Here is a 22,799-nt window from a genome sequence, read left to right as displayed (position 1 = left end):
TCTTAAAAGCCTACGGCAGTATCATCACCACGTTTATCTGCACCACCTTCTAACTGGCCATTAGGTAAAATTCTTATGGCGTCTACTTTACCAATAATAGGATTTTTACCCTCCCTTAGTTTATACCCTTTTTCTTTAAGATTGGTTTTTAGCTCTTGTGTAAATCCTTCTTCCTCAAACATAATTAAATCTGGTAACCATTGGTGGTGAAAACGAGGAGCGTTTACAGCATCTTGCATGCTTAAATTAAATTCATACACATTTAATATGGTTTGTGCTACTGCTGTAATAATGGTGGAACCACCAGGGGTGCCAACAACCATGTACAACTGACCTTCTTTTTCTACAATTGTTGGCGTCATACTACTAAGCATTCTTTTTTCTGGGGCAATACTATTGGCCTCAGCTCCAATTAATCCAAACATGTTGGGAACACCAGGCTTGGAACTAAAATCATCCATTTCATTGTTTAAGAAAAATCCCAATTCGTCACTATAAAGTTTGGAGCCGTAAGCACCATTTAAAGTAGTGGTAACAGAAACGGCATTGCCCTCAGCATCTACAATAGAATAATGTGTGGTTTCATTGCTCTCTATAATTTCTATTGCACCATGGGCAATATCATCAGAAGCAGTTGCACTGTCAAAACTAAATGTTTTCATACGTTCTGTAAGGTAAGAATCTGAGGTTAGTTTGTTGGTTGGAATAGTAACAAAATCTGGGTCTCCCAAAAAGTAATTTCTGTCAGCATACGCACGTCTTGCTGATTCTGTAAATAGTTGAATGGTTTTTTCTGAGTTATGACCAAAAGAAGCAACATCAAAAGGCTCCATCATTTTAAAAATCTGTTGCATAGTGATTCCGCCACTACTGGGAGGACTCATAGAGATTATTTTTAGGTCTTTATAATTGAAAATAACAGGATTACGCCATTGAGCTTCATATTTTGCTAAATCTTCTTCAGTTATAAATCCTCCTTTTTCCTGAATAAAGTCGGCTAATTTCTTTGCTATTTCGCCTTTATAAAATCCATCTTTTCCTTGTAGCATAATGGTGTTTAACGTGTTTGCCAATGCAGGATATTTTATAGTGTCTCCTTTATAATAAACTTGTGCAAACTTGGTGCTATCACCATTAACCGAAATAAACTTTTCCCTGCTATTATCTAATCGTTTTGCTTGCTTTTCTGTAACTATAACACCTTTATTAGCAAGGGCTATAACTGGGGATAAAATTTGTTCTAGTGGTAGTTTTCCAAATTTTTTGTGCACCGCCATTACACCAGCTACGGTACCTGGTACGCCAACAGCAGTGGCTCCTACAGTACTCATCTCTGGTACCACATTGCCTAATGAGTCTAAATACATGTTTTTATGTGCTGCTAAAGGTGCTTTTTCTCTATAATCTAAGGCGCCTACACTACCGTCATTTTTTCTATACACCATGAATCCGCCACCGCCTAGATTGCCAGCAAACGGATATGCAACTGCTAAAGCCATTTCTGTCGCGACCATAGCATCAAAAGCGTTACCACCTTTTTTTATAACTGCTGCCCCAATACTTGCCGCCTCTTCCCGTGCAGCAACCACCATAGCTTTTTTAGTTACTAGTCCCGTTGGATTGGCAGGTTTATGAGGGTTTTGTTTGCAGGCTATTACAAAGAAGAATAATAGGCAGGCGGTGGTTATTTTAAACATATCTCTTGGAATTTAGTTTTAGAAAAGATAACTAATTCGTCAAAAAAGGTAACAAATTCTTGTTCAAAAGCAGTGTAATGTTCCTCTAAATCTAGGATAGCAAAATTCATTTTACTTCTATTTTTAGTTCGTCTATTCATTCCATTTAAAACTTTTGCTATACCTGCTAAGTTAGCATAGTTGTAAAGCCAATTATCCGCGATCATATAAGGAATCATTCGTTGCGTAGCTTTTGGCAAAATGGTAAAATAGTCTTCTAACAGCGAATAGAAATTTTCTACATAATCTAGCAAAGGTTCATTAGAATACCTATGCCAATTTTTAGCTAGGAAATGGTCGTAATAAATATCTACAATAACCCTGCTGTAATGGCCATAATTTTTATGTAATTTTTTACTGCTTTTTTTAGGAATAGGATGCGTATCTGTAAAAGTGTCAATGGCTCTATGCAATAGAATACCTTGTTGTATACGTTCTGGTAAATGTTGGTATTTATTTGCGCGTATGTGGTCTGCTATAAAATTTCCTACGGTAATTTCAGGCTGGTCAAAAGAAAGGTAAATATGGGCCAAGAAGTTCATATACCGAAACTTTGGGGTTAAATACCGAATTTACAAATTAGAAACACCCTTTACACGGCATCATTATATATTTGCACAAACTTTTTTAACATATGACACTCATAAAATCCATTTCTGGTATACGAGGCACTATAGGCGGTGCCACTAATGATAATTTAACACCTATTGATGCGGTTAAATTCGCAGCAGCCTATGGTACTTGGCTTAAAGATTATGCAGGCAAGGATAAGCTTAAGGTGGTTATTGGTAGAGATGCCCGTTTATCTGGAGAAATGATACAGAATTTAGTAGTTTCTACCTTGGTGGGCTTGGGTATAGATGTTATTGATTTAGGGTTGAGTACTACGCCAACCGTAGAAATTGCGGTACCTTTAGAGAAGGCCGATGGTGGTATTATCTTAACTGCAAGTCATAACCCAAAGCAATGGAACGCTTTAAAGTTGTTGAATGAAAAAGGAGAATTTTTAAATGCAGAGGAAGGGGCTAAAATATTGGAATTGGCAGAGGAAGAGGATTTTAATTTTGCAGAAGTAGATAATTTAGGGACTATTACTACGAATGATGCTTATATGGATATCCATGTAGATGAAGTTTTAGCATTACCTCTTGTAGATGCAGAAGTTATAAGAGAAAAGAAATTCAAAGTTGTAGTAGACGGTGTTAATTCTTCTGGAGGTATTGCCATTCCTAAATTATTGGATGCCTTAGGCGTAGAGGTAGTAAAGCTATATTGTGAGCCAACAGGCCATTTTCCGCACAACCCTGAGCCTTTAAAAGAGCACTTGGGAGATATTTGTAAAAAGGTAGTAGAAGAACAAGCAGATTTTGGTATTGTAGTAGACCCAGATGTAGACCGTTTAGCGTTTATTAGTAATGATGGCGAAATGTTCGGAGAAGAGTATACATTGGTGGCCTGCGCAGATTACGTGCTGGGTAAAACTAAAGGAAATACAGTTTCTAACCTATCTTCTTCTAGAGCCCTAAGGGATGTTACAGAAAAGCATGGAGGTACTTATGAAGCTGCTGCTGTAGGAGAGGTGAATGTAGTTACTAAGATGAAAGCCAATAATGCTATAATTGGTGGCGAAGGTAATGGCGGCATTATTTATCCAGAAAGTCATTATGGTAGGGATGCTCTAGTAGGAACGGCATTATTTTTAATGTTAATGGCAGAAAAGGGAGGCACGGTTGCAGAATTACGAGCTAGTTACCCTAGTTATTTTATGAGTAAGAAAAAAATACAATTAACACCAGAATTAGATGTGGATGCGCTTTTAGTAGCTATGCACAATAAGTATAAGGACGAAGATGTATCTACCATTGATGGGGTAAAAATTGATTTTGCAGAAAACTGGGTGCACTTGCGTAAATCTAATACAGAACCAATTATTCGTATTTACACAGAAGCAAAAAGTCAAATAGCGGCGGATGAACTTGCTGACCGAATTATAGGTGAAATAAAAGAAATTGCAGGGTTGTAGTACAAAAGACTATGAATAAAAAGCCTCCGAACGGAGGCTTTTTATTTTAAGATACTTTGGCGTAATGTGCAGGTTGCTTGTTTCTGTGTTTCCACCTACGGTGCGTCCATAGATAATAAGCTGGCTCTTCTTTAATCTGTTGTTCTGCCAATCTTAAAAAGGTATCGGTGATATAGTTTTCTTCGGTTGCTGCACCATTTTCTGCTATGGGTATAAACTCTGCCTTGTAATACCCGCGTTTAACCTTGCTCACTTTTAAAAATACTACCGCTAAATCTAATTTTCTAGCCATAGTTTCTGCTCCGTTAAAAATAGGGACTTTTATCCCCATAAAATCAGACCAGTATTGCGCTTTACTCACCATAGGGCTCTGGTCGCTAACCATACCAAAGACCCCAATTACGCCATCTCTTTTATCTTTAACCACTGTTTTTACGGTCTGTTTTTGTGTAATAAGGGTAGTGTTGAACCTAGCCCTTACTTTACGTACAAAGTCGTCAAAATACTTATTGGCAATTGGCTGGTATACAGCGTATCCTTTAGAATTCACATAATTATTAATACTTACATTCCATTCCCAATTGGCATAATGAGAGCATACTACTAATATGCTTCTATCTTTTTCTATACGCTTAATAAGTTCTATGTTCTGTACCGCATACCTTTTTTTAACCTCAGCATTGCTTAAACTCATAGTTTTTATCATTTCTAAAAACATATCACACAGATGTGCGTAAAACTTCTTCTGGATTTGTTTTAATTCGCTATCAGGTTTATCAGGGAACACTAATTTTAAGTTGCTATAGACTACTTTTTTACGATAGCCAACAATGTGGTAGAGTAAAACAAAAACAAGGTCAGACAACATATAAAGTAACCTAAATGGCAGTTTAGATACCAACCAGATAAAAGGGTAAGCCAGTAAAAAAATCAATAATTGCATGTGGTAAAATCTATCGGCAAATATAGCTATATTTGAATCCAAACCTTATGCTAATGCTTAATTTACACTGGGCCACAATAGCCATAATGGCAGCAAATGTGGTGGTTTCTTTAAGAGGATTTAAAGACAGCTATTTTTTTGACCGTTATAAATTCCAAATAGGAGCTATTAAAACTGGACAAAAGGAGCGTATGTTAACCTCTGGTTTTTTGCATGTAGATATTCCACACCTCTTCTTTAATATGTTTACGCTGTATTTTTTTTCTGATGTAATCATAAACTGGTTGGGATATCCCAAATTCTTTATAGTCTATTTTGTTAGCTTATTGGCAGGCAGTTTGTTAGCCCTATTTTTTCATAGAGATGAACCCTATTATAGTGCAGTAGGTGCAAGTGGCGCTGTAACAGGTGTACTTTATGCAGCCATTTTATTGCAACCAAATATGCGTTTAGGTTTCTTTTTTATTCCTATTCCGCTACCTGCTTATGTAATTGGCATAGCGTATTTGCTCTATTCCATTTATGGAATGAAAAGCAGATTAGGTAATATTGGGCACACAGCACATTTTGGGGGTGCAATAGGTGGTTATGTGACTACATTACTTTTTGTTCCAAGTTTAATTTTTTCTGAAACCTTGATGGTTTTCTTACTTGCGGTACCTATCATTATTTTATTTGTGCTAGACAAGATGGGTAAAATTTAGTTCCTTTAAACGATGCTTTTCATCGATTAATCGATAGAAACGCTACACTTTATCGAAAATTCTTACGTGGGTTGAAATATTATGTTGAACTTGCACGTTGAATTTTTACCAAATTTTTTAAACCTACTTATTATGACACGGAAATTACTATTTCCATTGCTAGCAATGGTCGTGGTGTTAATTTCATGTTCAGATGAAACCACCGTATTTGAAGAGAATGATGACAACTTAGTCGTAGAACAAGACGCGTCGGTTTTAGAAAACAGCCTAAATTTTGAAGATAGCGGAGTTTTGGATTTTTATCCTGACCAATCTGCCTCTAGCAATTATGCTCGCGAAGGCGAGGAACAAGCTGGGGACTATCCATTGTCTTTAGTGGCACAAATTAATCCCCCTTCGTATTCAGGTGCAGAAAACTTAACTGCATCGCACATTCATTTAGTAAATGATTATGTGTACGTATCCTACAACACTGCAGAAGATGACTATGCAGGAGCTATGGATATTATTTATGTTGGTGATCCTTATCAACCAAGGGTAACCTCTAGATTGTATTATACTAATGCAGACATTAATTCCATTAAATATGAAAATGGATTTGTCTATGCAGCTGGTGGTGTAGATGCAGAGCAATCAGCAACCGCAGATGCTAACTCATTTTTAGCTAAAATACCGGTAGCAAACGGAAGATTTAATACTGATGCAGGTATATCCTACGCATTCCAAGAAGGATTTAATGCCACAGATGTAGCTTTGACTAATGCTGGTGTTTATGTAACCTCTGGTAAAGATGGCTACATCCGTTTGTATGATAAGTCGAGCCTAGAAATGATAAATGAAGCAGCCTTTCAAGACTTAAGATCTTTAGCTATAAATAACGATAAAATTGCTGTTCTAGATGCAAGTTATGGTGTTCGAGTGTTGAATTCGGATTTCAGTCAAGCAAGCGATATAGCTATTTCTGGCGATTTTAGAGAGGCAGATAAGCGTACCTTAGATTATTATGGAGAATTGATTGTTGTTGCCGAAGGTCAAGATGGTGCAGGGGTATACAATGCTGCTACAGGGAATTTAGTACAACGTTTGGAGATACCAATCAGTCCTGAAAATGTAGAGCAAGGAGATATTGTGACCAATGCAGCTGCGTTTAATGAGAATGTATTATTAATGGCTAATGGCGGTGCTGGTCTTTGCTTGTCAGAAAACGATAATGGGGTAGACCTTGTAGGTATTATTGCATTAGATGGCAGTATCAACTACGTTGAGACAAAAGAGGATTACATATTTGCAGCTTCTGGTAGAGGGGGTTTACAAATTATTAAGATGAATAAGCCTTCGCAAAGTTTAGAAGAATCTTGTGTAGATACCTCTAGATATTCTGGGAGCTCTAATTTAACTGTAGCAAGTAATCAAAACTTAGGTTATAATGGCTCTAATAGATTTAATAGTATAACCGTTGAAGGTCAATTACTATTGTGTGGTACCTGGACCGTACGTAATGATGTAAAAGTAGACAAAGAAGCAGCGTTTGACATGCGTGGAACCCTAATCGTGGGTAGAAATAGTGATAGAAAAGACGTAATCGTAGAAGAGAATGCAATCTTACGTATTGAAGGTGATTTTGCTATCTATGGAAATCTAATTTTAAAGAAAGGTGCTAGTTTAGAATTCCTTGGAGATGCTAATAGAGCCTACATCACAGGAACGGTAACACAAGAAGAAGGTGCTACAGTAACTGGCGAATTTAATGATATGAATAATAGATTCTAGAGTGTGCTAGATGAGAGTGAGGAAGCCCGCTGGACGTATATCTGGCGGGCTTTTCTTTTTAATTAAGTAGTTCTGCTACTTTAGCCTCTAAAGCTGGTCCTCTTAAATCTTTTGCCACAATAACACCATTCTCGTCTAACAAAAAGGCTGCCGGTATGGCATTAATATTGTAAAGTTGCGCAATTGGGTCCTGAAAACGCTGTAGGTTAGAAACATGATTCCATGTAAGGCTATCTTTTTCAATTGCATCTAGCCAAACTTCTTTTTTTTGATCTAAAGACACTCCCACTACATTAAAACCTTTGTCTTTATATTTATTGTATACGGCTACAATATTGGGGTTTTCCATTCTACATGGCCTACACCATCCTGCCCAAAAGTCAATTAACGTAAGTTTACCTTTTACCTGATTCAAAGCAATTTCTTCCCCGGTTGGAGTAGGCCCACTGAACATGGGAGCTCTTGCTCCAATTTTAGTGTTTTTGTTTTTTGCTAACATTTCACCAAGACGTTTTCCAGGTCTTGAGTTTTTTATTTCTTCTGTAAAAGCATTGTACAAAGCCTCTATTTCGTCCTCTGGTAAAGCTTTTGTCGCCATGATTTTATCTAAAATTAAAGCGGAAATGAGAGCATTTGGGTTCTCCTTTACATAATCTAACTCCATAGTCTTACCGCGCTCTTGTAATTCCTGATATTCATCACGTAAAGAGCCAATAACAACGGTATCTCCCGTGGCATTTGCTTTCTTAAATTCTTCGTTCATGGATTGTGCCATGTTAGATAATTCGCGTTGGCCATTCAAATAATTCATAAACAATTCGTTTTGTGTTGTACCAGTAATTTCTGCGAATTGTAAACTATCTTTTTGTGCTTTAAAGTTGATGGTTCCATTTTCTAATACAAAAGCAGTATTGGCTCTGGTACCGTCTACAAATAGGTAATGTAGCTGCGGGCTATTAGCATTTCCAGTAAATGTAAATACGCCGTTTTCTACAGTAGCTGTATCCACTTCAATAAGACCACGTCTTATAGAATCTGTAGTCTTTAAAAATACTTGAGTACCGTTTTTTACATCTCCAGTTAACTCACCATTAATAGTATACCCTTCTGGGGTGGTAGAACAAGCTATAACCAAAAGTCCTAATGTAACAATAGATAGGATTTTTTTCATGTGTGATAATTATTTTGGATAAAGGTACACAAACATGCTAACAAAAAAAGTGCCCCTAATGGCACTTTTAAAAAATATCGTTTGTGTGTTGTTGTTTAGAACTGATATCTGAGTCCTAATGCGATATCAAACAAGAAATCATTATCAAACTCGTTAAAACCAACCAAACCTATTTCTGGCCGTATATCTAAAGAAATTAATAAAGGGATATCAAAATCATATTCAACCCCTAGATTACCAGCAGCAAAAACAAAAAGACCATCATCACGGTCTCTGTCTGGCACACGTTCAAAATCAGAATTTCCTAAACCGCCACCAACGCCGTAATACCAGTTAAAATTGCCATCTAGGTTGTGTACCCATTGGTAAACTCCGGCTAATTTAAAAGCATCATATTCGCGACTATCACGCCAACCAAGGTTAAACTCAGCACGGTTGTATCTTCCAATAGATTTTTGATAAGAGATTTCCGCTCCAAAGCCATCACTATCTCCTAAACGTAGTCCCAAGGTGTGTTCAGAGATGTTTTGAGCGCTTACTACAGCTGTTACAAAACTGAACAAACCAATTAAAAATGTGGTCATTTTCATAAGTGTCTATTTAAGTTGAATAAATAAAATAGCTTTACATTAGCTATTCTTTTTTAACCGAAGTTTTAGACCAAAAATTGTTCCAAGTTGGATAAAAATATCTTAAAAAAATTCTCAGAATCCTTTATAGGTGATTTTCAATATGATGCATTAGTAAGAACGTTATATGCTACTGACGCATCGGTGTACAGAAAACTGCCAACTGCGGTTGCCTTTCCTAAGAATGACGAGGGTTTAATACAATTGTTACAGTTTGCGAATACACACAAGATTGGCTTAATACCTAGGACAGCAGGTACTTCTTTGGCAGGGCAGTGTGTTGGGGAAGGTATTGTGGTAGATACCTCTAGATATTTTACTCAAATTTTGACTTTAGACGTAGCTAATAAAACAGTTACCGTGCAACCTGGCGTGGTTAGGGACGAGTTAAACATGTACCTAAAACCACATGGACTGCAATTTGGTCCAAATACGTCTACTTCTAACAGGTGCATGATTGGAGGTATGGTTGGGAATAATTCTTCTGGTACTACCTCCATACAATCTGGAGTGACTAGAGATACTATTATTAGTATGAAAACCATTTTGGCAGATGGCACAAGGGCAGAATTTAAAGATATTTCGGCAGAAGAATACGAGCAGAAAACAAAACTAAATACGTTAGAAGGAAAGATTTATGCTGCTCTTAAAACGGAGTTAGGTAATCCGGTTGTCAAAGAAGAAATCCTTAAAGAATTTCCAGAGCCGTCCATCCACAGAAGAAATACGGGATACGCGGTAGACGAACTCTTGTTTAATTCGGTCTTTGGAAAAGAAGATAAACCTTTTAATCTATGTAAACTGCTTTCAGGCAGTGAGGGGACCTTGGCATTTACCACAGAAATCACCTTACAGTTAGAAACTTTGCCACCCGCGCATGCCGCTATGGTTTGCACCCATTACAAAACTTTAGAAGATTGTCTTACAGATGTGGTTCCCGTAATGAAGCACGATTTGTTTTTGTGCGAGATGATGGATAAAACCATATTGGATTGTACTAAAAATAATAGGCAACAACTAGCCAATCGATTTTTTGTAGAGGGCGACCCAGAAGGCTTGTTAATGCTAGAGGTTAGAGCGCATAGTTCAGAGGAATTAGAGCAAAAGATACATGACCTTGTTAATACGGTAGAAGCGTCTGGATTAAGTTATGCACAACCTGTGTTGTATGGTGCAGATATACAAAAAGCGGTGGAGCTTAGAAAAGCAGGTCTGGGATTGTTGGGGAATATGGTAGGCGATAAAAAGGCTGTTGCGTGTATTGAAGATACTGCAGTAGCTTTAGACGTTTTAAAACCTTTTATTATGGAGTTCAGTGCCATAATGGATAAATACCAACAAAGCGCAGTTTATTATGCACATGCAGGGGCGGGAGAATTGCATTTAAGGCCTATTTTAAATTTAAAAGAAAAGGAAGATGTGGTTTTATTCCGAAAAATAACCACGGATGTAGCCTATCTTACTAAAAAATACAAAGGTAGTTTTAGCGGCGAGCATGGAGATGGTATCGTACGTGCAGAATTTATACCAATCATGATAGGCCAAAAGAATTATGAGTTATTAAAACGCGTAAAAGCCTATTTTGACCCCAATCATATCTTAAATCCAGGAAAGATTGTAGATGCCTATCCTATGGATGCTTCGCTACGTTACGTAGTAGATAGAAAAGAACCAGAGATTAGTACATTGCTAGATTTTTCTGATAGTCAAGGTATTTTAAGAGCCGCAGAGAAATGCAATGGTAGTGGTGATTGCCGAAAAACAGAGTTGAGCAAGGGTGCTATGTGCCCTAGTTACCACGCTACCAAACAAGAGAAAGACACGACTAGGGGTAGAGCCAATGTATTACGGGAGTTTCTTACCAATTCTGACAAGCCTAACCGGTTCAATCACACAGAACTAAAAGAGGTTTTTGATTTATGTCTTAGTTGTAAGGCTTGTTCTAGTGAATGTCCCAGTAATGTAGACGTGGCTACGCTAAAATCAGAGTTTCAATATCAGTATCAAGAAGCAAATGGGTATTCGTTGCGCTCTAAGTTGTTTGCGCATAATACCAAGATAAATGCTTTTAATAGTAAAATGGCCGCATTGGTCAATGCTACGTATAAGTCGCCCATTGGAACGCTTGTTAAAAAACTCTCTGGTGTTGCTGTGGAGCGAGAATTGCCCCCAGTTTATAAATTTAATTTTGATACCTTTTTAGCGCAACAGGAACAAAATACTACAGGACAAAAAGTGGTACTATTTATAGACGAGTTTACCAAATACTTGGATGTAACTGTTGGGCAAGACGCCATAGTGTTGCTCACTAAATTAGGATACCAAGTGGAATTGTTTTACGGCGATAGTGGTAGAACTTACTTGTCTAAGGGGTTTTTAAAACAAGCCAAAGAATTGGCAAATAAAAACATTGCCGCTCTTACAGCTTTCACAGACCAAGGCCTAAGTATTGTTGGTATAGAGCCATCTTCAATTCTTTCATTTAGAGATGAATACAGTCGTCTTGCAGAAGATAAACTTCAAGCGGAAAAACTGGCAAGCCATTCGTTATTAATTGAGGAGTTTTTAGCGGCGGAAATCGCATTAAATCGGATAACAGCTTCATCCTTCACTAAAGAAGCTAAGGAAATTAAAATCCACGGACACTGTCATCAAAAGTCACTGAGCAATCAAAAAGTAACTTTTGACGTGCTCAATTTACCAGAGAACTACAAGGTTGCCATAATACCTTCTGGTTGTTGTGGTATGGCAGGTTCTTTTGGTTATGAAAAAGAGCATTACCAGATTAGCATGAAGGTGGGCGAAACAAAATTATTCCCCGCTGTAAGGAAAACAGGAAGCAGTACCGTTATAGCGGCAAACGGAACCAGTTGCAGACATCAAATTAAAGATGGAACGGGTAGGCATGCTTTACACCCCGTCACCATCTTGCGTAGCGCTTTGATTGTCTAAAAGAGCATCTTTTTTAAATTCTTTTTCGGATATTTCTTCTGGATAATCTTCTGAAAATTCTTTATCTAGACTGTTGTATTTTGGCGTTTCTTTAGCATCCGTAATAGAGGCTATAAGTTCATTAATATCCATTTCTTTTAAGTCTTCATCTACAAAGAAAGGAGATAGCTTGTCATGATTGTAATGATATATACGCCATCTTTTAAAAGAATATTCTAAGGCGGTTAAGTTTTCTACCCAATCGCCAGAATTTAGATAGGTTGTACAGCCTTGTTTGTTCTCAAAAACTTCTTTTTTAGGCTGATGAATATGACCACAAATTACATAATCATAGTTATTCTCAATAGCTAACTCTGCTGCGGTACGTTCAAAATCATTGATATACTTTACGGCACCCTTAACGCTATTTTTTATACGTTTAGAAAGCGAGTATTTCTTTTTACCCATTTTAACTCTACACCAGTTGATGAAACTGTTAATGAGGATAAGCATATCATAACCGTAACCACCAAGCTTAGCTAGCCATTTGGCACGTTGAATAGAGATGTCAAAAACATCCCCATGAAAAATCCAAGCTTTTTTACCGTCGAGGTTTAAAACTAATTTATTGACAATATGAAAGTTACCCATGGACGTAGGGCAAAATTTACGTAGCATTTCGTCATGATTACCTGTAATATAATACACCTCTGTGCCTTTAGAAGCCATGCCAATTACTTTCTTGAGAACTTTAAGGTGTGCCGGTGGAAAATAACGCTTGCTAAATTGCCAAATATCTATAATATCTCCATTTAAAATGAGCTTTTTGGGCTTAATGCTATTTAGATACGCAATCAATTCATCTGCATGGCATCCATAGGTTCCTAAATGTACATCAGAAATTACCGCTAATTCAATTTTACGCTTTTTCAATACAAAACACTTTGATTACAAAGTAAATAGCCATGTATGAGCTTACTATAAATTTGTAATCAAATGATTATAAGCTAATCGTTAAGTTTATATCACCTGTTTTTAAGTAATGTTGCTAAATGTTTAAGTGCAATTCGGTTTTTTTAAAAGAGCGATAAAAATTACCTTTACGGCTTAATTTTTAGACAATGGCCGGAAATTCTTTTGGAACCTTATTTAGAATTACAACATTTGGAGAATCCCATGGTAGAGCCCTTGGTGGAATTATAGATGGGTGCCCTGCTGGTATTGAATTAGACGAAAAGGCTATTCAAGAGGAATTAAACCGAAGAAAACCCGGGCAATCTGCAATTGTAACGCAGCGCAAGGAACCAGATACGGTAGAAATATATTCTGGTGTCTTCGAAGGTAAAACTACTGGTACACCCATTGGTTTTGCTATCCATAACACCAATCAAAAGTCTAAAGATTACTCCCACATTAAAGACTCATACCGCCCTAGTCATGCAGATTATGTGTATGACCATAAATATGGTTTTAGGGATTATCGTGGTGGCGGGCGTTCTTCGGCTAGGGAAACAGCGAGCAGAGTTGTTGCAGGCGCTGTTGCCAAGCAATTTTTGAAGGATATAAAAATAACTGCTTACGTTAGTCAGGTTGGGGGTTTAAAATTGGAAACACCTTATCAGCAATTAGATTTCTCTGAAATAGAGAAAAATCCAGTTCGTTGTCCGGACCCTACAATGGCAAGCCAAATGGAAGAATACATCAAATCCATTAAAAAAGATGGGGATACCATTGGAGGTGTAATTACTTGTGTGATTCAAAACGTACCAATTGGACTAGGTGAACCTGTTTTTGATAAACTCCATGCAGAATTGGGTAAAGCCATGCTATCCATAAATGCGGTAAAGGGCTTTGAATATGGTAGCGGTTTTGAAGGAGTAACCCAAAAGGGAAGCGAACATAACGACCAGTATAATACGGATGGCACCACTAAAACCAACAAAAGTGGTGGTATACAGGGGGGTATTAGCAATGGTATGGATATTTACTTTTCTGTGGCTTTTAAACCCGTTGCCACGGTGCTTCAAGGGTATGATACTATAGACAAAGAGGGGAACAAGGTTGCTACCCAAGGCAAAGGCAGGCATGATCCATGTGTAGTGCCTCGAGCGGTGCCCATTGTAGAAGCAATGGCGGCATTGGTATTGGCAGATTACACTTTGTTGGCCAAAGGCAATAAAATCTAAACCGCATTATTTGGGGCATTTTGGGCAAATTGGTATCTTCCAAGCCAAAACCAACTTTATATGCGTAAACTGGAACTTCACTGGCAGATTCTTATAGGAATGTTGCTGGGTATTGTTTTTGGATTTGTAATGACCAAAGTTCCTACGGGAAAAGACATTGTGTCTGATTGGATACAACCTTTAGGGGCAATTTTTGTAAAGCTACTCAAGCTCATCGCTATTCCGCTTATTATCGCCTCTTTGGTAAAGGGGATTTCCGATTTAAAAGATATTTCTAAGTTCAGAAATATTGGTTTAAGAACAATTGGTATTTATATTTTAACTACGGTTGTTGCCATTACCATTGGTTTGGTGTTGGTGAACATGCTGAATCCAGGTGCCGGTATTTCTGAAGAAACGGTTGCTAAACTAACCGAAACCTATGCCAATGATGCTGGGGTTACCTCTAAATTAGAGGAGGCTTCCAGGCAAAAAGATAGCGGTCCGTTGCAGTTTTTGGTAGATATGGTGCCAGATAACGCAATTAATGCCTTGGGGAACAATAGTGCTATGCTTCAAGTTATTTTCTTTACTATTTTTCTTGGAATTTCTATGTTGTTGATTGGTGAGGAAAAAGCAAGACCGTTAAAAGACTTTTTTGATTCTTTAAATGATGTAGTCTTAAAAATGGTAGACTTAATCATGTTAACGGCGCCTTATGCCGTGTTTTCACTATTGGCCGCTGTTGTGGTTTCGTCCAGTGATCCAGATTTGTTATTGGCACTTTTAAAATATGCCGGTGTAGTTGTGGGTGGCTTGTTTTTAATGATTGTATTTTATGCCATTTTGGTGGGAACCATCACTAAAAAAAATCCTTTCTGGTTTTTACAGCAAATGAGTCCAGCTCAATTACTTGCTTTTTCTACCAGTTCAAGTGCCGCAACCTTACCAGTTACTATGGAAAGGGTAGAAGAGCATATTGGAGTGGATAAAGAGGTGTCTAGTTTTGTTTTGCCAGTTGGTGCTACCATAAATATGGATGGCACCAGTTTATACCAAGGTGTAGCGGCTGTTTTTATAGCTCAGGCACTAGGGTTTGAGTTGACTTTGGCCAATCAATTAACTATTGTGCTAACGGCCTTACTAGCCTCTATTGGTTCAGCAGCAGTTCCTGGGGCGGGTATGGTAATGTTGGTAATTGTTCTTGAGGCTATTGGTTTTCCTTCAGACAAATTAGCAATTGGCTTGGCCTTAATATTTGCTGTAGATAGGCCTTTAGATATGTGTAGAACGGTTGTTAACGTTACAGGAGATGCAACTGTTTCTATGCTAGTAGCTAAATCTGTTGGTAAATTAGGAGAGCCCGATGTAAAAGAATGGGACGATAATTATGAGGACGTGAAATAAGGGTTTAGTTTTAGATAACATAAACAATATCAGTAGGACCAAGGTTTTGCTGATATTTTTTTTACCCAATGTTTTTTAGAGAGAAAGACTTTATACATTTGGCGATTAATAAAGCATACTTAAGATGAGTGCAGCAGAATTACAGGCGTTACGCAATGACTACCCCAATGTATTCGATATAGACTCCAATTTAGACCGATTGGTACGAAAAATTGAGTTATTGAGCTATGTAAATCCCGCTAACATAGAAAAAGAGAAGCAACGCTTTTTTAGTTCAAAATATACCGAGGAGCCCCAATTTAAGTATCCTAAGTTAAAATTCGATGCCTACAAGTTACAGCGCTTGTTCTTTTCACAGCGTTTAGAACGTATTAAGGACGAAGAAATACAGAAAATGTATCGAGATATTGTGTATTACTATGCCAATATGATACAGTGTATAGAAACAATAGGGAAAGGGCAATCTTTCTATTACAACTCGCTACGCTTGTATGGTACCCCTAGGGAAAGAGATGTTCAAAACGCACGGTATATTTTGCACTTTCAGGATGAAGCGCCGCGAGAAGACATGATTTCTAGCTATTCTGCCTTGGAGGCTAAGGCATATTTTGAAGCGTTCATGTCTCAATACCAGTTCCCATTGCATATTAAATTCAGTAATCAGATTGCTGCAGAGGCCATGGTACGGAATCGAGATAAAAGTTTACTGCTAAAGAGAAATGCAAAGTTCAGCAAGAACAGAATGGAAACCTTGGCCAACCATGAAATTGGCGTGCATTTGGTTACTACTTTTAATGGCAACAATCAACCGCTGCGCATTTTTGCCAACGGTTTACCAAAAAACGTAGAAACACAGGAGGGAATGGCGGTTTTGAGTGAATATATGAGTGGAGCTCTTACTTTAGAGCGATTAAAAACACTGGCTTATAGAGTTTTAGCTAGTGATAGTTTAATTAAAGGTTACAGTTTTGCAGATACCTTTGATTTGATACATGGGCAATATAAATTGGACAGGGAAGCTGCGTTTAACATTACACTGCGGGCACACCGTGGAGGTGGGTTTACCAAAGACCGATTGTATTTAAGTGGATTAAGTAAAATGTACAAACGGTATAAAAAGCAGCAAAGTTTTGATGTATTTTTAACTGGAAAAGTAGCACAAGAGTTCGAGGACAAAATAGTTTACTTGCAAAAATTAGGCTTAGCAAAACCAATTACGCATCAAAGCCATTCTTTTGATGCCAACAGAAATACAAATACCACCTTAGACTTTATCCTGAATAATTTAAAATAAGCCGTTTTAAGCTTATTTTATTTGTTTTTATTATCTATGGCTTCCTCGGCGTCTTTAAAATCAATATCATCGTCTAAAACGCCCTTATAGGCCTTTATCCAAGCATTTTTAAAAATATTGGTTACCGTAGGCCATATTTTAGCCCCAGCATTATTTAAATTGCCCTCTATGGGAACTTTGGTGGCAAGCGTATTATGTTTTTGATTTTTAAATAAAAATTTAAAAAAACCTACAAACCCTTCCCATAGACTATTAAGAAAACCATCTTCTTTGCCCAATAATTTGGCATTGGTTAAAATTGGCTTTATACTTCCTTTTAAATAGCCGTCTGCTATAGCTATTTCACCAAAAACCTCGAAGGTACCTTTGTTAAAATCAATACCAGCGTAGTGGTTGGTGAAATCATTGAGAGCAGTAGCATTGGCGTTGGTGAGTTCAAAAGCAATATCCATATCCGGTATTTGCTTCACAAGATTTAAACGCCCGTCTAATTCTAAATCACCATCACCAATAGATGTAGCGGTAGCATGGACCTCGGAAGGCAGGTTTCGTTCTTTTTGAACCACATTACGCAAGTTGTAAGCAACTAAATCAATGTTTTTTAAATGTAAATCTATATTCGGGTCGGCCTGTAACTCAATAAATGCCGCAGTTCCGTCTACGAGTTGCAAACGGTTTATATCAATCGGTACAATATCTGTAAGTGCTTTGGTCCAATCCTCTACTTCGGGGTCAACTCCTTTAGCTTGTTGGTCTTCAAATACATAGATAAACTCAGGCTGGTAGAGTATAAGTTCGCTCACCACTTCCCCATTAAACAAGGCATTCCATTCTATGGAGATATCGGATTTTTTGATGGAAAGAAAAGGAACTTGTGATGTAGCGGCTACTTTGTTCAACTTTAAATCGTGTATTACGTAGGCGCCACGGTAAAGCGCAATATCTATAGCTGCTACATGCCCATGATAACCGGGAATCTCAGACAGCACCTTATTTACGTAGTCTTTAACAATGTAGGGTAGTGCCAATCTAAAAGCTAAAAGAACGAGGATGATCGTTAACGGTATCCAAGTCCTTTTTCTTTTAAACCAACTCTTTTTATTCTTTTTTTTAGTCGAATTCATATTGCAAGTAAGGCCAATTATCTTGCTAAGTTTAATCCAATCACACTAAAAACGAACTCAATTGAATTGCTTATTTTTTAATTTAAGTGATGATTTTTATTAATTTGAAATACAATATGTTATTTATTTTGTTTAACGTGTTAAAATTGCGCATTTTATGGATTTATAGCGATATGAATTTCCCTTTTGGATACTTAATCCTAAAACTAAATTCGTTGGTTGTGGTGGCTTTGGCCTCTATGGAATTGTTCCAGCTTAAAATTCCCTTTTTAGCATCGTATGATGCATCCCCGGTAACTATATCATCTACCTTAATATCTCTATTCTCAGATAGGGGAATACGGTCCATTACTTTTAGATTGATGGGTATATTTTTGTTGTTTTTTATAGTGATTCTATATGTTCTATCTACCAATCTGGTTCCGCCAGAAAAGGATTTGGATTTAAAGTTGCGTTCTTGATTACGTTCTATTTGAATGTTGTGGTCTATCCCTAATGAAACCGTCATTTCTTTTTTGGTTAGGTAGGGGTCTATCACTGTTTTCCCTTCGTATCGACCATCAAAATAGATGTGAGCTTCTCCAGGTAAAAGATTAAATTGTTCCCAATCTGTAAAAGAAGCCGTTAAAAATACATTGGTATCAATTACAGGAATCGCCAAATACTGATAGGTAGCTTTTAACTGGTAAAGGTTGATGTCTACTGAGGTTATTTCCATTTTACTTTTAATCGTATACGATTTTGGAATGCGGAAAACGGTATTTTTTCCATCGGTTTGGGTACTACTTTTATGCGTGTTGATGATGATAACACCGTCTGCGGCTCTAGAGCCATACAAATCGATAGCATTTTCATTTCTTAAGGTTTCTATAGAAGCAATTTCACTGGCATCTAAATCTCCTTCGGTAAAGCCTTCTACCGGAATTCCGTCAATAATATACAAGGGTTCGGGCGTTTGTATTTTTTGTGGCATGGAGCTGGCTCCTCTTATTTGTACGCCGGATGCCCTGCCAGCATTTCCATAACCCATAACAACTACCTCGTCTAACGCTTGTATATCTTCTTCTAATTGCAAATTCATGATAGAGGAATAGATGGGTAGGTCAACAGGCTTAAATCCAATATAGGAAAAGGATAAGCTACGTCCATTAGGGATATCTAAGGTGTAGTTCCCATCAAAATCAGTTTGGGTACCTTGGTTAGTGCCTTCTATTACTATAGCTACTCCCGGTAGCGGTTCTCCTTCTGGGTCTGTAATAGTGCCAAACACTCGTTTTACCATAGGATTGTAGCTGTAGCCGTTTTTTCTAGTGGTAGAATTATACTTTTTGGTATAAGAACTAGAAAAGTTTAAATATTTGGTTTCCAATTTTGGTTTACTAATGTTGCTACTGGGTTTATTGGTAGCTAAAGTTATTTCTACATTCTCCCAATCTTCTGCGGTATTTTGGTATACATGTGCTTTGTACATCAATTGTAAGGGTTTATCTATCCCTGTAGAACGAACGTCATACGTGGGTACCCAACCAGCCCTTTCTACCTGATAAGAAATACTAAGATTGGTAGTTAACGTAATAGGCGAGTCTAGTATAAGCTTAATTTCGCCTACTGCTTTTTTAGGACTTCCTTGTAATTTAACCAGCTCACTAGTATACAGTTGAATGCTGTCTTTTAATTTATTTGTTTTAATAGAATTCGAATAGATTTCATTATAAATTGCCTGCGTTCTTTCCCGGTAATAGGCGCTTATTTCTTTTAAACGATTAAGGTCTAAACTCTCATTGTCACCAGATATACGTCTGTTCAATTCAATCAGTTTTACCTCTTCTTGTAAACCTTGACTTGCGTTTTCTAGATAAGCTTGCTCCTGTTTAAATTGTTCAAGTTTATTGGAAAGTGAAGCTATTTGTGGACTTTTTGTTGCCGTATCTAAATAATTGATTTCGTATTTCATACTTCGTATAGCTGCTTGTTTAAGACCAACAATTTGTAGCGTGTTTTCATCCAAATCCGCGGATACGCCTTTAATGCTAATCGCATTAGCACCTTTTTTTAAGGTACATTTAACGTTACGATGTACTTGGGCACCACTCAGATAAATGGTTACGGAGTCAATATTTGATTGTAATTCGTGCTCTTGAGAAAAAAGAACAATGGGTATAAAAAATAGGAATAAGCATAGTTTTTTCATGATTGGTAATTTAAAAGTTGCTTAAACCTAATGGTGGTAAGTGGCTTTTAAAACCAAAAATGAGTAAGGTGGTGCTTAAGCGTGAGGGAAAACTGGGTTTGGATGAGTTAATCTAAAAATCGGGATTGTAACTCGGGTGTTGGAATCATACAGGCATCCTTTTTACCAAACCATTTATATCTATTCTTAGCGATAAAATCGTATACGATATCTCTAAAACCTTCTGGAAGTACTGTAAATAGACGAGTTAGGTTCCAAATACCTCCAAAAGATTTCATAATCTCCAAAGCAGCTGTAGATTTGCTGTAATAGGCAATGCCCGGCTCTATTAAGATGATGGAATCTAGTAATTCTGTATCTATTCCATGCTCTTTTGTTAGTTGTTTACCAATTTCACTTTGTAGCGAAGCGAATTTAAATACAGAACGTTTATCCTGTTTGATGATAAATTGCACTGCGCCATTGCATAAGTTGCAGACGCCGTCAAAAAGAATAATTTTTTTTGCTTCCATCTGCTTATTTTTTTCGTTCAACCAACTCCAATTGGTCCACACTTACATTGGTGGTGAATAGGCCGTAATTTACCACGGCTTTGCCTTTTTCTAAAGTATCTATGGTACCCATAGCTTTACCATCTTGCATACGCACGCGGTCTCCTAGTTTTAGTATTGCTTTTGGCTTGGCCTTTTCTTGCTTAACCGCCTTTGCTTTTTGTTCTTTTTTCTCTTCACGAACCTTCACAATTTTTTGCTCTAGTTCGTTAGCGGTTTGTTTTTTAATTGCCTTTTTTGCTTTGGCCTCTTTTGCGGTCGCTTTTTTACGCTTGCTATTTTCTGTTTCCACTATACGGAGCATTTCAGATATGAGCGCACGTTTCTTTTTATCATGAAAATAACGCTCGGCAGCATCGTTAAGCTTGTTACCTAGATAAATCATACGCTGATTATGATCGTACAATTCTTGGTAATTTTCTAGCTTATTTTTGATTTTTGCATTTAGTTTTTCAAGTCGTTCTGCTTCTTCCTTGGCTTTGGCTTCTTTATCCTGTAAACGGGATTCCGTTTTAGACATTTTAGAACGCTCTTTCTGGAGTTTGGAAATGGTGGCGTCAAAGCGCACCTTGCCCCGGTCAATTTTCTTTTTCGCTTTATTAATTAGACTGTATGGAATACCATTTTTTTGGGCTACCTCAAACGTAAAGGAGCTCCCCGCTTCACCCATAATCAATTTAAAGGTGGGTTCTAAGGTTTTATTGTCAAATTGCATATTGGCATTGGTCATATGCGGTAATTCGTTAGCCAATAGTTTTAAATTAGCGTAATGGGTTGTAATAACCCCAAATGCCTCTCTTTCATAAAACACCTCTAAAAACGATTCTGCCAAAGCACCACCTAGTTCTGGGTCCGACCCTGTTCCAAACTCATCAATCAGAAAAAGAGTTTGTGAGTTGCATCGCTTTAAAAATTGATTCATGTTCTTTAAGCGATAGCTATAGGTACTTAAATGATTTTCAATGGATTGGTTATCACCGATATCTGTTAGGACTTTATCAAACAAACACATGCTACTGCGCTCGTGTACCGGAACCATAAATCCAGATTGTAGCATAAGTTGTAGCAAACCAATAGTTTTAAGGGTAATACTTTTACCGCCGGCGTTAGGTCCAGAAATTACAATGATTCTATTGTCTTGACTTAAAGATATGGTTTGCGGCCATGTCTTTTCTTGTTTGTTTTTATTGTTAAGGTAGAGTAGTGGGTGGTAGGCGTCCCTTAAATATAGTGTTCGTTCTTCATTAATGATGGGTAAAATACCATTCATTTCATTAGCATACTTCGCTTTAGCTGCAGTTAAATCAATTTCGGTTAAAAAATACTGATAGGTTTTTATTAAAACTGCCTCGGGTCTAATGGTGTTGGTTAAAACCAAAAGTATGCGTCTAATTTCTTCTTTTTCTTCGTATTCTAAATTGCTAAGTTCTGTACTGTATTGCAGTGTGGCTTCTGGAACAATGTAAACGATACTTCCTGTTTTAGAATTTCCCATTACAGTACCCCTTACCTTTCTTCGGTACATGGCTTTTACGGCTAAAACCCTTCTGTTTTCTACAATGGATTCTTTTATTTCATCCAAATAATCCATGCCTTGGTAGCGACTTAAAGCAGCACCAAAACTCGAGTTTATTTTACCGCGAACCACATTCATATCCATTCGGATTCGCTTAAGCTCTACAGAAGCGTTGTCTTTTATCTCTCCAAAACGGTCTACAACATCATTAATAGCGTTTGGTATAAACGTATTTTCTTCTATCTGGTCAATGCCCGCAAATAGCAAAGGGTAGTATTCTTTAAATTTTTTAAAGAACTTCTTGTGTAAGCTTATGGTAGTACATAAGTGCGCAATTTTTCTAAAACTAGGCACCTCTAGAACCGTATTTTCTATAGCTAACAATTGCAACTCTTTATCTACCGCATCAAATCCGTGGTTGGGAATTCGATTTTCGTTGGTAAAAGAAGCTACGTATTCTGATGTTTTCCCTAGGGTAGCCAATAGGTGGTCTTTGTCTGCTATTGGTACAACCGTTAACGCGGCTGCTTTACCTTTTTCTGTAGTGCAACGTGCCGCTAGTTGCTGTAGAACGGTTGGGAATTCTAGGTCTTGTAATGTTTTTGTTTGTACGCCTTGCATATTCTTTTTCTAGCGCAGCAAAG

At 37.4% G+C, this 22,799-nt stretch carries 17 protein-coding genes; 7 read left to right on the top strand and 10 right to left on the bottom strand.

Annotated elements, in window-relative coordinates; genetic code table 11:
• Positions 1-2: 2 nt before the first annotated feature.
• Both ggt and HCO57_RS03890 read right to left on the bottom strand, forming a co-directional pair.
• Positions 3-1,697 (bottom strand): gamma-glutamyltransferase, encoded by a 1,695-nt coding sequence (gene ggt / locus HCO57_RS03895; protein WP_167987927.1) that lies wholly within the window; start codon positions 1,695-1,697, stop codon positions 3-5.
• Positions 1,685-2,278: an ACP phosphodiesterase gene (locus HCO57_RS03890; protein ID WP_167987926.1), complete on the bottom strand. Its 594-nt coding sequence runs from the start codon at positions 2,276-2,278 to the stop codon at positions 1,685-1,687. The genes ggt and HCO57_RS03890 overlap by 13 nt, the downstream gene beginning before the upstream one ends.
• 92 nt (positions 2,279-2,370) lie before the next feature.
• Between HCO57_RS03890 and glmM the strand changes: the two genes are divergently transcribed.
• A complete protein-coding gene (glmM, locus tag HCO57_RS03885; RefSeq protein WP_167987925.1) occupies positions 2,371-3,759 on the top strand; it encodes a phosphoglucosamine mutase in 1,389 nt (462 codons plus the stop codon).
• Positions 3,760-3,805: 46 nt separating this feature from the next.
• Here glmM and HCO57_RS03880 read toward each other — a convergent pair whose 3' ends face one another.
• Positions 3,806-4,726 (bottom strand): lysophospholipid acyltransferase family protein, encoded by a 921-nt coding sequence (locus HCO57_RS03880; RefSeq protein WP_317171111.1) that lies wholly within the window; start codon positions 4,724-4,726, stop codon positions 3,806-3,808.
• A gap of 29 nt (positions 4,727-4,755) precedes the next feature.
• Here HCO57_RS03880 and HCO57_RS03875 point away from each other — a divergent pair, with 29 nt between their 5' ends.
• Together HCO57_RS03875 and HCO57_RS03870 are read left to right on the top strand one after the other, a co-directional pair.
• The gene (locus HCO57_RS03875; protein ID WP_136949813.1) at positions 4,756-5,406 is read left to right on the top strand and encodes a rhomboid family intramembrane serine protease; all 651 of its coding nucleotides are present in this window, start codon (positions 4,756-4,758) and stop codon (positions 5,404-5,406) included.
• Positions 5,407-5,538: 132 nt separating this feature from the next.
• The gene (locus tag HCO57_RS03870; protein ID WP_167987923.1) at positions 5,539-7,176 is read left to right on the top strand and encodes a hypothetical protein; all 1,638 of its coding nucleotides are present in this window, start codon (positions 5,539-5,541) and stop codon (positions 7,174-7,176) included.
• Positions 7,177-7,234: 58 nt separating this feature from the next.
• On the opposite strand, the gene HCO57_RS03865 is transcribed toward HCO57_RS03870, so the two are convergent.
• Both HCO57_RS03865 and HCO57_RS03860 read right to left on the bottom strand, forming a co-directional pair.
• Entirely contained in the window at positions 7,235-8,347 is a 1,113-nt protein-coding gene (locus tag HCO57_RS03865; RefSeq protein WP_167987922.1) for a TlpA disulfide reductase family protein, read from the bottom strand.
• Between the two features lie 95 nt (positions 8,348-8,442).
• Entirely contained in the window at positions 8,443-8,937 is a 495-nt protein-coding gene (locus HCO57_RS03860; RefSeq protein WP_167987921.1) for a hypothetical protein, read from the bottom strand.
• Between the two features lie 87 nt (positions 8,938-9,024).
• On the opposite strand from HCO57_RS03860, the gene HCO57_RS03855 reads away from it, so the two are divergent.
• The gene (locus HCO57_RS03855) at positions 9,025-11,928 is read left to right on the top strand and encodes an FAD-binding and (Fe-S)-binding domain-containing protein (RefSeq protein WP_167987920.1); all 2,904 of its coding nucleotides are present in this window, start codon (positions 9,025-9,027) and stop codon (positions 11,926-11,928) included.
• Here the strand turns inward: HCO57_RS03855 and HCO57_RS03850 are convergent.
• A complete protein-coding gene (locus HCO57_RS03850) occupies positions 11,887-12,840 on the bottom strand; it encodes a UDP-2,3-diacylglucosamine diphosphatase (RefSeq protein ID WP_167987919.1) in 954 nt (317 codons plus the stop codon). The genes HCO57_RS03855 and HCO57_RS03850 overlap by 42 nt on opposite strands.
• Positions 12,841-13,028: 188 nt before the next feature.
• On the opposite strand from HCO57_RS03850, the gene aroC reads away from it, so the two are divergent.
• The 3 genes from aroC to HCO57_RS03835 all read left to right on the top strand — a co-directional run bounded on the left by aroC (position 13,029) and on the right by HCO57_RS03835 (position 16,773).
• Positions 13,029-14,093, top strand: coding sequence for a chorismate synthase (aroC, locus tag HCO57_RS03845; protein WP_167987918.1), 1,065 nt, complete (start codon positions 13,029-13,031; stop codon positions 14,091-14,093).
• A gap of 60 nt (positions 14,094-14,153) precedes the next feature.
• Complete coding sequence (locus tag HCO57_RS03840; RefSeq protein WP_010516685.1) at positions 14,154-15,479, top strand: dicarboxylate/amino acid:cation symporter; 1,326 nt, start codon at positions 14,154-14,156, stop codon at positions 15,477-15,479.
• Between the two features lie 124 nt (positions 15,480-15,603).
• Positions 15,604-16,773: a flavohemoglobin expression-modulating QEGLA motif protein gene (locus tag HCO57_RS03835; protein WP_167987917.1), complete on the top strand. Its 1,170-nt coding sequence runs from the start codon at positions 15,604-15,606 to the stop codon at positions 16,771-16,773.
• Positions 16,774-16,790: 17 nt separating this feature from the next.
• Here HCO57_RS03835 and HCO57_RS03830 read toward each other — a convergent pair whose 3' ends face one another.
• The 4 genes from HCO57_RS03830 to HCO57_RS03815 all read right to left on the bottom strand — a co-directional run bounded on the left by HCO57_RS03830 (position 16,791) and on the right by HCO57_RS03815 (position 22,776).
• On the bottom strand, positions 16,791-17,801 hold the full coding sequence (locus HCO57_RS03830) for a DUF748 domain-containing protein (RefSeq protein WP_245167531.1): 1,011 nt from the start codon (positions 17,799-17,801) through the stop codon (positions 16,791-16,793).
• A gap of 259 nt (positions 17,802-18,060) precedes the next feature.
• The gene (locus HCO57_RS03825) at positions 18,061-20,088 is read right to left on the bottom strand and encodes a DUF4139 domain-containing protein (protein WP_167987915.1); all 2,028 of its coding nucleotides are present in this window, start codon (positions 20,086-20,088) and stop codon (positions 18,061-18,063) included.
• A gap of 107 nt (positions 20,089-20,195) precedes the next feature.
• Positions 20,196-20,600 (bottom strand): thiol-disulfide oxidoreductase DCC family protein, encoded by a 405-nt coding sequence (locus tag HCO57_RS03820; protein ID WP_167987914.1) that lies wholly within the window; start codon positions 20,598-20,600, stop codon positions 20,196-20,198.
• A 4-nt stretch (positions 20,601-20,604) separates the two neighbouring features.
• Entirely contained in the window at positions 20,605-22,776 is a 2,172-nt protein-coding gene (locus HCO57_RS03815) for an endonuclease MutS2 (RefSeq protein WP_167987913.1), read from the bottom strand.
• Positions 22,777-22,799 lie beyond the last annotated feature (23 nt).

It is taken from the genome of Croceivirga sp. JEA036, assembly GCF_011882165.1.
GTDB lineage: Bacteria > Bacteroidota > Bacteroidia > Flavobacteriales > Flavobacteriaceae > Croceivirga.
This window is presented reverse-complemented; position numbering and strand designations above follow the sequence as displayed.

Coding starts and splice junctions, on each gene's coding strand:
- ggt (WP_167987927.1), bottom strand. CDS start 1,697: ATGTTTAAAATAACCACCGCCTGCCTATTATTCTTCTTTGTAATAGCC.
- HCO57_RS03890 (WP_167987926.1), bottom strand. CDS start 2,278: ATGAACTTCTTGGCCCATATTTACCTTTCTTTTGACCAGCCTGAAATT.
- glmM (WP_167987925.1), top strand. CDS start 2,371: ATGACACTCATAAAATCCATTTCTGGTATACGAGGCACTATAGGCGGT.
- HCO57_RS03875 (WP_136949813.1), top strand. CDS start 4,756: ATGCTTAATTTACACTGGGCCACAATAGCCATAATGGCAGCAAATGTG.
- HCO57_RS03870 (WP_167987923.1), top strand. CDS start 5,539: ATGACACGGAAATTACTATTTCCATTGCTAGCAATGGTCGTGGTGTTA.
- HCO57_RS03865 (WP_167987922.1), bottom strand. CDS start 8,347: ATGAAAAAAATCCTATCTATTGTTACATTAGGACTTTTGGTTATAGCT.
- HCO57_RS03860 (WP_167987921.1), bottom strand. CDS start 8,937: ATGAAAATGACCACATTTTTAATTGGTTTGTTCAGTTTTGTAACAGCT.
- aroC (WP_167987918.1), top strand. CDS start 13,029: ATGGCCGGAAATTCTTTTGGAACCTTATTTAGAATTACAACATTTGGA.
- HCO57_RS03840 (WP_010516685.1), top strand. CDS start 14,154: ATGCGTAAACTGGAACTTCACTGGCAGATTCTTATAGGAATGTTGCTG.
- HCO57_RS03835 (WP_167987917.1), top strand. CDS start 15,604: ATGAGTGCAGCAGAATTACAGGCGTTACGCAATGACTACCCCAATGTA.
- HCO57_RS03825 (WP_167987915.1), bottom strand. CDS start 20,088: ATGAAAAAACTATGCTTATTCCTATTTTTTATACCCATTGTTCTTTTT.
- HCO57_RS03820 (WP_167987914.1), bottom strand. CDS start 20,600: ATGGAAGCAAAAAAAATTATTCTTTTTGACGGCGTCTGCAACTTATGC.
- HCO57_RS03815 (WP_167987913.1), bottom strand. CDS start 22,776: ATGCAAGGCGTACAAACAAAAACATTACAAGACCTAGAATTCCCAACC.